11 protein-coding genes are annotated in these 13,485 nt (G+C 58.2%); 8 read left to right on the forward strand and 3 right to left on the reverse strand.

All coding sequences use genetic code 11. The features are described from left to right. Positions 1-76: 76 nt before the first annotated feature. From deoC to deoD, 4 genes are all read left to right on the forward strand, one after another. Positions 77-850, forward strand: coding sequence for a deoxyribose-phosphate aldolase (deoC, locus tag LZP73_RS09275; RefSeq protein ID WP_169565282.1), 774 nt, complete (start codon positions 77-79; stop codon positions 848-850). 130 nt (positions 851-980) lie between these two features. Further along, a complete protein-coding gene (deoA, locus tag LZP73_RS09280; RefSeq protein ID WP_234234506.1) occupies positions 981-2,312 on the forward strand; it encodes a thymidine phosphorylase in 1,332 nt (443 codons plus the stop codon). A gap of 10 nt (positions 2,313-2,322) precedes the next feature. Then, entirely contained in the window at positions 2,323-3,546 is a 1,224-nt protein-coding gene (locus tag LZP73_RS09285) for a phosphopentomutase (RefSeq protein ID WP_234234509.1), read from the forward strand. 132 nt (positions 3,547-3,678) lie between these two features. Next, complete coding sequence (deoD, locus tag LZP73_RS09290; RefSeq protein ID WP_234234511.1) at positions 3,679-4,389, forward strand: purine-nucleoside phosphorylase; 711 nt, start codon at positions 3,679-3,681, stop codon at positions 4,387-4,389. Positions 4,390-4,469: 80 nt separating this feature from the next. Here deoD and LZP73_RS09295 read toward each other — a convergent pair whose 3' ends face one another. After that, positions 4,470-5,153 (reverse strand): YtjB family periplasmic protein, encoded by a 684-nt coding sequence (locus LZP73_RS09295; RefSeq protein ID WP_267960139.1) that lies wholly within the window; start codon positions 5,151-5,153, stop codon positions 4,470-4,472. 42 nt (positions 5,154-5,195) lie between these two features. Between LZP73_RS09295 and serB the strand changes: the two genes are divergently transcribed. Together serB and LZP73_RS09305 are read left to right on the forward strand one after the other, a co-directional pair. After that, complete coding sequence (gene serB, locus LZP73_RS09300) at positions 5,196-6,176, forward strand: phosphoserine phosphatase SerB (RefSeq protein ID WP_234234513.1); 981 nt, start codon at positions 5,196-5,198, stop codon at positions 6,174-6,176. A 267-nt stretch (positions 6,177-6,443) separates the two neighbouring features. Then, positions 6,444-7,262, forward strand: a complete 819-nt coding sequence (locus LZP73_RS09305) for an alpha/beta fold hydrolase (RefSeq protein ID WP_234234515.1) — start codon at positions 6,444-6,446, stop codon at positions 7,260-7,262. A 148-nt stretch (positions 7,263-7,410) separates the two neighbouring features. Here the strand turns inward: LZP73_RS09305 and LZP73_RS09310 are convergent, their stop codons facing one another. Beyond that, positions 7,411-9,795 (reverse strand): PilZ domain-containing protein, encoded by a 2,385-nt coding sequence (locus LZP73_RS09310; protein ID WP_234234518.1) that lies wholly within the window; start codon positions 9,793-9,795, stop codon positions 7,411-7,413. A 101-nt stretch (positions 9,796-9,896) separates the two neighbouring features. On the opposite strand from LZP73_RS09310, the gene radA reads away from it, so the two are divergent. Next, on the forward strand, positions 9,897-11,261 hold the full coding sequence (gene radA, locus LZP73_RS09315) for a DNA repair protein RadA (protein WP_234234520.1): 1,365 nt from the start codon (positions 9,897-9,899) through the stop codon (positions 11,259-11,261). A gap of 43 nt (positions 11,262-11,304) precedes the next feature. Here the strand turns inward: radA and LZP73_RS09320 are convergent, their stop codons facing one another. After that, a complete protein-coding gene (locus LZP73_RS09320) occupies positions 11,305-11,685 on the reverse strand; it encodes a PilZ domain-containing protein (RefSeq protein ID WP_234234521.1) in 381 nt (126 codons plus the stop codon). 434 nt (positions 11,686-12,119) lie between these two features. Here LZP73_RS09320 and LZP73_RS09325 point away from each other — a divergent pair, with 434 nt between their 5' ends. Beyond that, entirely contained in the window at positions 12,120-13,475 is a 1,356-nt protein-coding gene (locus LZP73_RS09325; RefSeq protein ID WP_234234523.1) for an NCS2 family permease, read from the forward strand. Positions 13,476-13,485: the final 10 nt, after the last annotated feature.

Consider the following 13,485-nt stretch of genomic DNA (forward strand, 5'->3'; position numbering starts at 1 on the left):
AATCAAGAAATGCCACTTCTATGCGTAGCCAAACGACGGATTGCTATTACTTTAATTTTCGTTTCGGAGAGCTAAAATGACAGACTTAAAACAAGCGGCCCAACGCGCCATCGAACTGATGGACTTGACCACACTGAACGATGACGACACTGAGCAGAAGGTCATAGAACTGTGCCACAAGGCCAAGACGGCGGCGGGCAACACTGCCGCCATCTGCATCTATCCCCGCTTCATTCCCATCGCCCGCAAGACCCTGGAAGAAATTGGCGCCGAAGATATCAGAATAGCCACAGTCACCAACTTCCCCCATGGTAACGATGATATCGCCATCGCGGTATTGGAAACCCGTGCAGCCATCGCCTACGGCGCCGACGAGGTCGATGTCGTCTTCCCTTACCGTGCCCTGATGGATGGCAACGAAACCTTGGGTTTCGAGCTGGTCAAGGCCTGTAAGGAAGAGTGTGGCGATGAGGTGTTGCTCAAGGTCATCATAGAATCCGGCGTGTTGGCCGATGCGGCGCTGATCCGCCGTGCCTCCGAGCTGGCCATAGATGCAGGCGCCGATTTCATCAAGACTTCGACCGGCAAGGTGGCTGTGAACGCCACTCTGGAAGCCGCGGAAATCATGTTGACTGTGATAGCCGAGAAGAATACCAAAGTGGGCTTCAAGCCTGCCGGTGGGGTGCGTGATGCGGCCCAGGCCGCCGAATTCCTGGGCGTCGCCGAGCGTATTCTGGGCGCCGATTGGATCAGCCCTCGCACCTTCCGTTTCGGTGCTTCCAGCCTGCTCAACAGCCTGCTGCATACACTGGAATTGGCCGATGCGCCTAAGCCTGCCCAGGGCTATTGATCTCTGTGATATAGCGGATGTCGGTGCTTATCGCCTTGGGGGTAAGCAGCCTATGCCGGTCATGCTACCGGCAGAAGAGCAGGACAAATCTTGCCGAATGTGAATTCGGCACAGTTTGGGAGGCAGTAAGATGTTTCTGGCGCAAGAAATTATTCGCAATAAACGCGACGGTAAAGCCCTGAGTACAGAAGAGATTCAATTTTTTGTCAAAGGGATCACAGACAATTCGGTATCCGAGGGCCAGATAGCGGCGCTTGGGATGGCGGTCTATTTCAACGACATGAATATGGATGAGCGCATCGCCCTGACTGAGGCCATGCGCGACTCAGGCACTGTGCTCGATTGGCAGTCACTCGGACTCGATGGCCCAGTCATCGACAAGCATAGCACCGGCGGTGTCGGCGATGTCATTAGCCTGATGCTCGGCCCCATGGCCGCCGCCTGTGGCGGCTATGTGCCGATGATTTCCGGCCGTGGCCTGGGACACACGGGCGGCACCCTGGATAAATTCGATGCCATCCCAGGTTATCGGACTGAGCCCGACAGCGCTTTGTTTCGCAAGGTAGTCAAAGAGGTCGGGGTGGCTATCATAGGCCAGACCGGCGACCTGGTGCCGGCGGATAAGCGTTTCTATGCTATCCGCGACAATACGGCCACAGTCGAGTCCATCTCGCTCATCACAGCCTCTATCCTGTCGAAGAAACTCGCCGCCGGTCTCGATGCCCTGGTGATGGATGTCAAAGTCGGTTCGGGCGCCTTCATGCCAAGCTACGACGCCTCCGAGGCGCTGGCGCGCAGCATCACGGCCGTCGCCAATGGTGCCGGCACCAAGACCACGGCGCTGCTGACGGACATGAATCAGGTATTGGCCTCGAGTGCCGGTAATGGGGTCGAAGTGAAGGAGGCGATCGACTTCCTCACCGGGCGCTACCGCAACCCCAGACTCCATGAGATCACCCTGGGCTTATGCGCCGAGATGCTGCAACTGGGCGGCTTGGCGGACAACGAAGCGCAGGCCAGAGCCAAGCTGCAGCGGGTGCTGGATAACGGCAAGGCGGCAGAGGTGTTCGGCCGCATGGTCTCCGGCCTGGGTGGCCCCACGGATTTTGTCGAAAATTATGCCAACTACTTGCCACAGGCACAGATCATTCGCCCCGTGTATGCCGATGTTTCAGGTTTTGCCCACAGCATGGATACCCGCGAGCTGGGACTGGCTGTGGTGACGCTCGGCGGTGGCCGGCGTAAACCCGGCGATGCCCTGGATTACAGCGTCGGCCTGAGCCGGGTCTGTGCCCTTGGAGATGAACTTGGCAGCGACAAGCCGCTGGCCTTCATCCATGCCCAGTCCGAGGATGCCTTCGCCGAGGCGGCCGACGCGGTTAAACGCGCCGTGCATGTCGCAGATACCAAGCCGGAAAAAACACCCGAGATTTATCGCCACATTCGTGCCGGCGATCTCTAAAGGAAATACAATGAAACGTACCATAATTATGATGCTGGACTCCTTCGGCGTAGGCGCCGCAGGCGATGCCGCGGCCTTCGGTGACACTGGCTCAGATACCTTCGGCCATATCGCCCAGGCTTGCGCCAATGGCGAGGCCAATGACGGGCGCGAAGGCCCATTGAAGCTGCCTAACCTGGCGCGTTTGGGCCTGGGACATGCGGCAATGGAAAGCACGGGCGCCTTCGCCGCAGGTTTCGATGACAAGGTCGAACTCATAGGTGCCTATGGCCATGCCCAGGAGCTGAGCACGGGCAAGGACACCCCGAGTGGTCACTGGGAAATGGCCGGCGTGCCTGTGTTATTCGATTGGGGCTATTTCAGCGACCTTACCGAGTCCTTCCCGAGCGCATTGACGGACAAGATCTTGGCCCGCGCCGGGCTGAGTGGATTTCTTGGCAATTGCCACGCTTCGGGCACCACTATCCTGGAGCAGCTGGGTGAAGAGCATATGCGCTCTGGGCTGCCGATTTTCTATACTTCGGCGGACTCGGTATTCCAGATTGCCTGCCACGAACAGAGCTTCGGCCTGGACAATCTCTACCGTCTGTGTGAAATCGCCCGCGAAGAGTTGGCACCCTACAACATAGGCAGGGTGATTGCCCGGCCTTTCGATGGCACGGGACCGGCGGATTTTGCCCGTACCGGCAATCGCCGTGATTATTCTCTGACGCCACCGGCCAAGACTGTGCTGGATAAGCTGAGTGACGCCGGCGGCGAGGTAGTGAGTGTCGGTAAGATAGCCGACATCTATGCCCACTGCGGCATCACCAAGAAAGTGAAGGCCAACGGGCTGGAAGCCTTGTTCGATGCCACTCTGGAGCAGGTCAAGCTGGCGGGTGACAGGACGATAGTGTTCACCAACTTCGTCGATTTCGACTCTCACTATGGCCATAGACGCGATGTGGCCGGCTACGCCAGGGCGCTCGAATATTTTGATTCACGCTTACCCGAAATACTGGCCATACTTGGCAAAGAAGATCTGCTGTTGTTGACCGCAGATCATGGTTGCGATCCCACTTGGCCGGGCACGGATCATACCCGTGAACATGTGCCTGTGCTGGCCTATGGCGCCGGACTGGCGGCGGGATCTCTGGGGCTGCGCCAGAGCTTCGCCGACATGGGCCAGTCGATTGCCAGTTACTTCGGGCTGGAACCTATGGAATATGGCGAATCATTCATCGCTGGCAGGTGAATTTGCCATGCGGCATAGCAGATTTGCATAGAAGGTTGGCGCCTCGCCGACGAATAGAATTTGCCGGCCCCATCTTGGGCCGGCAGTAAACAAAGACTCGAGTCTTACTAAAAATAAACAGGGGTTATTTCAATGGCAACACCACATATCAATGCTGTCGATGGCGCATTTGCTGAAACCATGCTGTTTCCCGGCGATCCGCTGCGGGCAAAATACATAGCCGAAACCTTCTTGGAGAATGTTGAGCAAGTCACAGATGTGCGCAACATGCTGGGTTTCACTGGAACCTACAAGGGCAAGCGTATCTCAGTCATGGGTTCAGGCATGGGCATCCCTTCCTGCTCCATCTACGCGACCGAACTTATCCGTGATTACGGCGTGAAAAACCTGATCCGTGTCGGTACCTGCGGTGCCATCAGCACAGATGTGAAAGTGCGCGACGTCATCATAGGCATGGGTGCCTGCACGGATTCTGCGGTCAACCGTCTGCGTTTCAAGGGCCAGGATTTTGCCGCCATCGCCAACTATGAGCTGATGAACGCGGTGATCGAGTCTGCCAAGAACAAGGGCACCAAGATCCGCGTCGGTAACATCTTCTCGGCCGATCTCTTCTACACCCCGGATCCACAGATGTTCGATGTGATGGAGAAGATGGGCGTGCTCGGCGTCGAAATGGAAGCCGCCGGTCTCTATGGCGTCGCCCACGAGTTCGGTGCCCGAGCCCTGTGTGTGGTTACCGTATCGGATCATATTCGTACCGGTGAGAAGACCTCTTCCGATGAGCGTCAAACCACCTTCAACGAGATGATCGAAATGACATTGGACGCCGCCATTACCCTCTAATGGCCGCTGAATGCAAAAGCCCCTGTGCGCTCGCGCCCGGGGGCTTTTTTATGTCCTGTGCTGCGACTGTCGTTGCCCGCTCAGGCCTGGTTGCCTGGCTTGGTTTTTTGTTGGCTGATTTGCCTCTGCTTCAGCCTATGGCGGCGGCGATCGAATTCGGCCCGCTTGAATGACAGGGCCCTGGCCAGCAGCAGGCCTATTACCCCTGCGACTATCAGCATTATCTGTTGCTGTTGCATGTTATGCAGATGGGCTTCTTTGATCTCATCGAAGAAGCGTTTGGGATCCAGCCTGACTTCCACATAACCCAGGTTCTTGCCGCCCTGAACCACGGGTTCGACATAGGGCGGGAAGGGGGCCAGCAAGTCGGCCATGGCCGGCGAATCCGGCTCCAGCTCTTCTGTGGTCAGGCTCTGGGCGAAAGACAGGCGCAACCCGGCTTCGCTGTAGATGGTGGCCGCCATGACCTTGGGATCTTCGACCAAGGCACTGGTCAGCCACTGGAGTTGCTCATCGTTTTGCAGCTGCAATGCCGGGGCGGCGCCATAGGCGGTCTGCTGTACCAATAATCTGGCCATCTTTTGTGTTTGGGACTTCAGAAGCTCTTGCCCTTGTAGTAGGCTTGTCTGCCACAGCTGAATGAGGCCCACCATCAGGGTCAGTGCTATGGCAACCTGTAGCAGTCGACTGATCTTATGGCGCTTCTTTAGCCCTTTAAGAAATAACACTGTGCCCCTTAATTGTTCGTGCGCTTGCCTAATCATAATGGATTCCGGGTGAGGCCGATAGCCGGAGAAGAAGACTTAATGGATAAGCCCAGCCAAGCCGCTTTATTTGTATGGTTAAGAGAGCAAGCGTCATCGGCATGCGCGTTTCAGGGCCGGATCATAGGCCGTTATCCGGAAGCCGACAGTGCCGGCACGGCGCACAGTTTCAGGCTAATCTACCGGGATCTCGAGACAGAGCCTGCGTTGGCAGACTGGCTGGCACGGCTTGAGTGTGATTTCAGCATGGCGCGGCTCCTGCGCGGCTGTGGCCTGTACGGCGCCGAAATCAGCCTGGCGCAGCCCTTGAGCCAGGCGCAGCGACTGGCCTTCCCCGGGCATCTTGGGGCCGAGCTATTCATACCCTCAGGGGCGCTGGCGCAGCTGAATAAGCCGGGGCTGCTGGTGATGGACATGGACTCGACGGCCATAGAGATAGAATGCATAGACGAGTTGGCTGCCATGGCCGGCGTCGGTGAGGCGGTTGCCGCAGTGACCGAGCGGGCCATGCTGGGTGAGCTGGATTTCGAGCAGAGCCTGCGCCAGAGGGTGGCGCAACTCGCGGGGGCCGACGCGGGGATCATAGACAGGTTATGCGCCGACTTGCCGCTGATGCCGGGGCTGAGGGAGATGGTCACAGAGCTCAAGTCCCACGGCTGGCGTTTGGTGCTGGCTTCGGGGGGCTTCACCCCCTTCGTCAGCCATCTGCAGCAGCTGCTGCAACTGGATGCCGCCTTCGCTAACGAACTGGTGATAGAGCAGGGTAAATTGCGCGGCGAAGTGAGGGGCAGGGTGGTGGATGCCCAGTTCAAGGCCGATGTGGTCAGCAGCAGCGCCGAGCGCTGGCAGATAGCCGAAGGCCAGCGCCTGGCCATAGGCGATGGTGCCAACGATATTCCCATGGTGACGGCCGCAGATTTCGGCATCGCCTTCCATGCCAAGCCTAAGCTGGCCGCCGCCGCCGATGCTGGCATAGAACGCTTGGATCTGCGGGTGCTGCCTTATCTGTTGCGGCTGGGCTAAGCTGCCGCTCCTGGCTTGCCCGTTGGCGGCAGGCCAGGCCGGGCGGTATTCAAACCGCTGATTTGAGTATTTACTCTTGTTTTCTGCTGCCTGGATGCTAATTTATTCGTATCTTAGTTTAGCCTGTGAATTCCCGTGTCCCAGCAAACCGCCTCAGCAGCAACATCTTCAGCAATATCTGCATCAACAGTAGCGCAAGACTCTGTTTTTATTCCCTATCGCGATGGTCGGCTGCATCTGAGGCGAGTGCAGCCGTCGACGCCGGATATGGGTAAGACCCCCATCCTCATGCTGCATGGCGCCATGTCCAACGGACGGGTATTCTACAGCCAGTCCGGCCGAGGCCTGGCCTGTTTTCTCGCCAGGGCGGGATTTGTGGTGTATGTGCTGGACACGGCCGGGCGGGGCCTGAGCACCCCGAGGATTAGCCGGGGCTTCGGCCTGGGACAGGGGGAGGTCATTCGCGAGCAACTCCCCCTGGTGCAGCGGGCGATCCTCGAGTGGCATCCGGATGCCGCCGGGGTACACTGGTGTGGCCATTCCTGGGGCGGGGTCCTGATGGCAAGTTGCCTGGCCCGTTTCGCCGACATTCGTCCCAGTGTCAGTTCCCTGCTGACCTTCGGCAGCAAACGCCGCATCAAGATAAAATCGCTGCAGAAATGGCTGATGGTGGATCTGTTCTGGAATCGTCTGGCCCCGGGCCTGGCCAAGGGCAAGGGCTATCTGGCCGCGGACAGGCTGCGCCTGGGAATGGACAACGAGAGCCGCGCCTCCTTGAGCCAGAGCATCGACTGGGTCAGGGGACCCTGGATAGATCATGACGATGACTTCGATTACGGAGTGGCCGCCAGGGATGTTCAATGGCCGCCGGCCTGGTTTATCGCCGGCCTGGGGGACAAGGTATTGGGCAATCCGGCGGATGTGCAGGAGATGCTCACCGAGTGCGGCATGCAGGAGGCAAAGTTTACCCTGCTGGCCAGGCGCAACGGTTTTCTGCACGATTATGGCCATGCCAACATGTTGACCCATATCGACGCCGAGCGGGACCATTTTCCACAGATCCTGGACTGGTATCGGGCCGGCTAGCCTTGGCGGAGCCCTGCTATGAGGCAGGACTCAGCTCGCCAGTGCCGCTGAGTTCGACTTCCCGGGTTATGTCCAGCAGCTCTGCTACCTCAGTATGCTATATGGGCTACAGCGGCTTTCGGCTGTGTGTTTGTTCCTGAGGCTGGACTCAATCGGTATGCAGCTTAGGGTATCTGAGCTCGACTTCCTGGGTTATGTCCAGCAGTTCACCTACTCCTATGATATGCCACAGCTGTTGTTCCAGTTGCTTGGCCCTGTGGCTGGCATGCACCCTGATGTATTCAAGTTCACGTCTTATGTATTGCATGTCCGGCTTGTCGGTGGCGCCGCGATAGACCCGCAGGGCGACGAAACGCCCCATGGTCCGCGCCTGGCGGATGAAGTCGATTTGGGCCCGGGTTTCTCCCAGCTCACAGGCGGCGACTGACTTCAGGTGCAATCTGCCGCTGGATGGCTGTGACACCTGGATAAAGACTTCGAAGAAATCCATGTTGTCACTGGCTTTCATCTGGCGGATAGGCTCGAGGAGCAGGCGTTTGAACCCGCCATCCTTGAGCAGGGGGGCCAGGTTGAAGCTCTGTGTTGCCGCCGCAGCCGCGAACAGGGCACTCAGGCGAGCGCCTGGGTTGCCGACTCCAAGACAAGCTATCTTGGCCGACTTCACGGTTTTTTCAACGAAGTAAGGTATGGAGTGCAGCTCGCGCAACAGCAGGTTCTTCATGCCATCGGCCAGCTCTTTCGCCTCGGCGTGGCGTTCGACCAGCTGTTCCAGCTTATCCTTGTTGTGGGCCAGCAAGCGGTTCAGGAACTCTATGCCCACATGCGGCGTATGCCCCATGACGGCATTGAGATGCAATACCTGGCCGCGTTTGCGCTGCCTGACCAAACGGTATGGCATCTGGCTCAAGTCTGTCTTGCCCGCCAGTGATTGCAAACTTGGGAAATTCAACAGCACGACTTGTTGCCTATCTTGCTTATCCAGTTGGGGAATCTTCTCCAGCTTGATCTGCAGTCCACGGCCCGAGATATCCTGGCTGATACCCGAGATCTCCTCTTGTCCCAGGTTGATCTTGACCTTGGTCTTGAAGGCAAACCTGGACTCCTGGCGCCTTTCACTGAACTCCATGGCGATCAGTTTAATGGGCTTGTCGGTGATTTTCGCCTGGCCGAAGCCCTTGAGGGCGTTGGCATCTGTATCGTATTGCCAGCCTTGGTAATGCTGCTGCCCCGCGGCGCTGCTCAGGTCCATCAACTGCAGCACATGGCTGAAGCCGGCCAGCTGTTGCTCCACCAAGGGAGAGTAGCGGTTGTCGTCGCCTGGCAAGATGGCAGGTTTGTAGCCTTTCTGGTGGCTGATCTCATGCTGCATGACCTTGAATACCCGCCAGCTGGCCTTGGTCGAGCCAAAGCCCAGGAACAGGGCCAACCTGGATTGTTGCTTGAGCTCGGCCAGGCTCGCCGAATAGAAGAAGAGTTTGCCCTGGACCAGATGGGTGAAACAGAAGAACAGGCAATGCTCGGCATTGTCCGGTTCCGTGAGCAGGGCAGTGAGCCTGGACTGGGTCAGCATGCCGGGAAGCTGGCTGATGTTATTTTCATCCTGAAAATAGTGCAGCAGTTGGCTGTTGTCCTGGCTGAGCAGCATGTGCTTCAGCACAGGGGCTGGGGCCGAGCCGGCGACAAACAGCGGCAGGTGGGGCAAGTGCGGCAGATAGTGACGTTCGAAGCCCAGGCCAGTGGTGCTGAGCAACACATCGTTGATGTCGACCTTATACCTCAACTTATAGCTGAGGATCACCTGTTCTAGCAGATCTGAGAGTGCCTGTGAGCCCCCGAGGCGTTTGAGCCGCATCCAGCTAAAGTCGTTGTCCGTCTCCAGCTCGATTATCTGATACTCTATCCCCTGTTGCAGATCCTGAAAATAATACTCTTCGCCCAGTTCCAACAACTTGATGCGCACCGGCTCACTGGGATCCACAACCACAGGATTTGGCAGCCGAATTCGGGCGCCGCCGACCGAGAGATCCAGGGTGACGCCGGCCACGGCCGGTTGCGACCCCTGTTGCAGTGAGATCTTGATGCTGTAGTTCATCCGCTGCTCGCAGCGATACAGATAATTACCCAGCACTACGCCCGGTACCAGAAAGTTGTCTGCCTGGCTCTTGTCCAGCGCCTTGTCTTGCCTCTGGCGTTGGCGCCGCTCCTTATGGGCCTGGAGCACATGCTCGTATACCCCCAGGGTATACTTGTCGCGGAACAGCGACATGGCTTCGAGCAATGCGCTCTTGGCCGGCGCGTCGAGAAAATGCCTCAGCTGGCCCTGGCGGACCTCGTCGCATGGCAGTTCGGACTTATCGCGCAGATCTATGATGCGGGTGCAGGGCGAGGCGAGACGGTTCAACTCCATCTTGACCAGGAAACGGGTGGAGTTGGACTCGTCGAGCGTCAGCTGCTGAAATACCTCGTCAAAATCGGGTTCCATCAGCAGAGGTTTGAGTTGGGCTATTAAGGCGCTATGTTCTTCTAGGCTCATCTACAGGTTCTTTTATAATGCTTATTATGTATCTGGCTGTTAGTCTTATGTCGGCCGCAATCCCGGCTACTTTATTGATTTTATATGAACCCCGATGAGTTATGGCAAAAAATAAAACCGCGTATGTATGCAATGAGTGTGGACAAGACTTTCCCCGTTGGCAGGGACAGTGTAGTGCATGTAATGAATGGAATACCATCACAGAAGTCAGGTTGGGTGCGATAAGCCCTGGGCGGGGCAGTAAATTTGCCGGTTATGCCGGTGCCGGCCCGAGTGCGGTACAGACACTGGATCAGATAGATCTCAACGAATTACCCAGAATCGCCAGCTATTTCGGCGAGCTGGACCGGGTGCTCGGCGGCGGCATAGTGCCCGGCTCGGCCATCCTCATAGGCGGTCACCCTGGGGCGGGCAAGAGTACCCTCTTGCTGCAGACCCTATGCCAGTTGGCCGAGGTGATGCCGGCCTTGTATGTGACGGGGGAAGAGTCCTTGCAACAGGTCGCCATGCGCGCCCACAGGTTGGGCCTGCCGACGACCCGCTTGCGCATGCTGTCTGAGACCAGCGTCGAGCAAATCTGCGAGATAGCCCTGCAGGAATTGCCCAAGGTGATAGTGATCGACTCTATCCAGGTGATGCACATGAGTGATGTGCAATCCTCCCCCGGCAGCGTATCCCAGGTGCGCGAGTCCGCCTCCTTCCTGACCCGCTTCGCCAAGCAGCATGGCATAGCCGTCATCATGGTGGGCCATGTCACCAAGGACGGCAGCCTGGCCGGCCCCAAGGTGTTGGAGCATTGCATAGATTGTTCCGTGATGTTTGAGGGCGACAGCGACAGCCGTTACCGCACCCTGAGATCCCATAAGAACCGCTTCGGGGCCATCAACGAGCTGGGGGTGTTCGCCATGACGGAGCGCGGCCTGAAGGAAGTGGCCAACCCGTCGGCTATCTTCCTGTCCCGCGGCGACGAAGCGGCCTCAGGTTCCTTGGTGATGGTGGTATGGGAAGGTACCAGGCCGCTGCTGGTGGAGCTGCAGGTGCTGGTGGATGATTCGGCGCTGGCCAACCCGCGGCGGGTCGCCGTCGGCATGGACGCCAACCGCTTGGCCATGTTGTTGGCTGTGATGCATCGCCACGGTGGCTTGCAGATGTCGGATCAGGACGTGTTCGTCAACGTGGTCGGTGGCGTCAAGGTCAGCGAGACCAGCGCCGATCTCACTTTGCTGCTGGCCATGGTGTCCAGCTTCAGGGGCGAGATACTGCCGAGCGAGCTGGTGGCCTTCGGCGAGGTGGGGCTGTCCGGGGAAATCCGCCCCGTGCCCAACGGCCAGGAAAGGTTGATCGAGGCGGCCAAGCATGGCTTCAAGCGGGCGATAGTGCCCAAGGCCAATGTGCCGAAGAAGTTTCCGCCGGGAATGCAGGTGATAGGGGTGACTAAGTTGTCCGAGGCGCTGGAGGCCATTTGAGCCTGGCCGTGATACCTGCAGGTAGAGGGCAGGGTAACGGCCGCTAGCCGTAGGGCTCAGTGTCATGGCGCTGGACGAAGCGGAGCAACTCCCGGTTCAGCAGGGAGGCGTCGCCCAGGTTCAGTTCCATCATGCGCCGCAGATGCGAGATGCTGTCTATGTCTATATGGGTACACTTGAGCCCCAGCTGGCGCCTGTCCCTATGGACCAGCAGGGTCTCCATCCGCACCTGGATATCCGAATCTGGCAAGTAAAGGCTCAGCCACAGCACTTCATCGGGTTTGGGATCAAAGTCTTGGGGTTCTTCGACCAGGGCGCCGTTGAGGCTCAAATCCAGTATATGGGTGGGCCAGCTCCGCAGCTTCTGGTGCAGTTGTGCCGGTGCGGCAAATAACACTCTCGAGAACATGCGCCTTTCATCCATAATGCTTCCTCAGGCGGCACGGGATCGCCGCCAGTCTGGTCTCTTTGCTTCTTGGCTTAGTGTAGCCCTTGTTGCTCCTTAAGCCCATTTCCCAGAGGTTTTTCCCGGCGATTGCCCTGGACGGTATGGCGCCGCTGGGCTCCCTGTCATAGCTCATAGGCGCAGAGCACAGAAAGCCGCGGTCAAACTGGGCTCAGGTCAAACTGGGCTCAGATCAAACTGGGCTCAGATCAAACAGGGTTCAGGTCAAAGTGAGGCCCAGGTCAACATTTAGTCGTCGGGGCACAGTCGGGCGGCAGCAAGATTTCGCATTCGCGATCAGAATCCAGTATGATCCGCGGCGCAGCCGAGGCTGGCGTACTCTACCAAAGATAAAACATACCCAAAGATAAAAATGGCCTTGCTTCGAGCGAGCGCGTTAAAGGTATAACAATATGAAATCCGCATCTATCAGTTCAACCGCCTTACCCCCTAAGGCCTTGCTCGACAATTATTTCAAGATTACGGCCAGGGGCAGTCATCTGCGCCAGGAAGTGATCGCCGGCCTGACGACGTTTCTCGCCATGGTGTATTCGGTGATAGTGGTGCCCAATATGCTGGGCACGGCCGGATTCGATCCAGGAGCCGTGTTTATCGCCACCTGTCTCATCGCCACCTTCGGCTCCTTGCTCATGGGGCTATGGGCCAATCTGCCCATGGCGATCGGCTGCGCTATCTCCCTGACCGCCTTCACCGCCTTCAGTCTGGTATTGGGCCAGCACATGTCCATTCCCGTGACCCTGGGGGCCATCTTCCTGATGGGCGTCTGCTTCACCCTGGTGAGTGTGACCGGCATACGTCAGTGGGTACTGACAAATCTGCCTGCGGGCATAGCCCATGGTACAGGCATAGGCATAGGCCTGTTCCTGCTCCTGATCGCCACCAACAGCGTGCAGCTGATCGTCGCCAACGACGCGGGTTTGCCGGTCAAACTCGGTGACATCAACAGCCTGCCCGTGATAGCAACCGTGCTGGGCCTGGCGGCGACCATAGGACTGGAGCGTCGCGGCGTGCCGGGGGGCATACTGCTGGTGATCATCCTCCTGTCTGTATTTGGCTTGGTGTTCGATCCTGCGGTCAAGTACCAGGGGCTGTTCGCCTGGCCGGATCTGGGCTCGGAACATTCGCTCATAGGCCAGCTGGATGTGATGGGGGCGCTCAATCCTGTGGTGCTGCCGATAGTGCTGGCACTGGTGATGACGGCCATTTTCGATGCCACAGGCACAATACGCGCCGTTGCCGGTCAGGCGGACTTGCTCGACAAGCAAGACAATATCATAGGCGGTGGCAAGGCCCTGACCTCTGACTCGGTCAGCAGCATGTTTGCCGGTGTTGTCGGTGGTGCTCCCGCCGCCGTCTACATAGAATCCGCGGCAGGCACGGCCGCCGGCGGCAAGACGGGCCTGACGGCGACCATAGTCGGGGTGTTGTTTTTGGTCATGATGTTCCTGGCCCCCTTGAGCTATCTGGTGCCTGCGTACGCGACCGCGCCGGCACTCATGTATGTGGGGCTGCTGATGCTGAGCAATGTGACCAAGCTGGATTTCAACGACAGGGTCGATGCCATGGCGGGCTTGACCTGCGCCGTGTTCATCATCCTCAGCTGCAACATAGTGACGGGCATCATGCTGGGGTTCGTGACTCTGGTGGTGGGACGTCTATGCAGCGGCGAGTGGCGTCGACTGAAACCCGGCGTGCTGCTCATTACCCTTGGCCTTGTGTGCTTCTACATGGGCGGCTGGGCACTCTAATCGGGTACGA

This window comes from Shewanella sp. AS16 (genome assembly GCF_021412365.1).
In the GTDB taxonomy this organism is placed as follows: Bacteria; Pseudomonadota; Gammaproteobacteria; order Enterobacterales; family Shewanellaceae; genus Shewanella; species Shewanella salipaludis.

What these genes read in the sequence shown, in the direction of transcription:
- LZP73_RS09295 (WP_267960139.1), bottom strand. Translation starts at nt 5,153, where the DNA reads ATGATTAGGCAAGCGCACGAACAATTAAGGGGCACAGTGTTATTTCTT.
- LZP73_RS09320 (WP_234234521.1), bottom strand. Translation starts at nt 11,685, where the DNA reads ATGGATGAAAGGCGCATGTTCTCGAGAGTGTTATTTGCCGCACCGGCA.
- deoC (WP_169565282.1), top strand. Translation starts at nt 77, where the DNA reads ATGACAGACTTAAAACAAGCGGCCCAACGCGCCATCGAACTGATGGAC.
- LZP73_RS09285 (WP_234234509.1), top strand. Translation starts at nt 2,323, where the DNA reads ATGAAACGTACCATAATTATGATGCTGGACTCCTTCGGCGTAGGCGCC.
- LZP73_RS09310 (WP_234234518.1), bottom strand. Translation starts at nt 9,795, where the DNA reads ATGAGCCTAGAAGAACATAGCGCCTTAATAGCCCAACTCAAACCTCTG.
- deoA (WP_234234506.1), top strand. Translation starts at nt 981, where the DNA reads ATGTTTCTGGCGCAAGAAATTATTCGCAATAAACGCGACGGTAAAGCC.
- radA (WP_234234520.1), top strand. Translation starts at nt 9,897, where the DNA reads ATGGCAAAAAATAAAACCGCGTATGTATGCAATGAGTGTGGACAAGAC.
- deoD (WP_234234511.1), top strand. Translation starts at nt 3,679, where the DNA reads ATGGCAACACCACATATCAATGCTGTCGATGGCGCATTTGCTGAAACC.
- LZP73_RS09325 (WP_234234523.1), top strand. Translation starts at nt 12,120, where the DNA reads ATGAAATCCGCATCTATCAGTTCAACCGCCTTACCCCCTAAGGCCTTG.
- serB (WP_234234513.1), top strand. Translation starts at nt 5,196, where the DNA reads ATGGATAAGCCCAGCCAAGCCGCTTTATTTGTATGGTTAAGAGAGCAA.
- LZP73_RS09305 (WP_234234515.1), top strand. Translation starts at nt 6,444, where the DNA reads ATGGGTAAGACCCCCATCCTCATGCTGCATGGCGCCATGTCCAACGGA.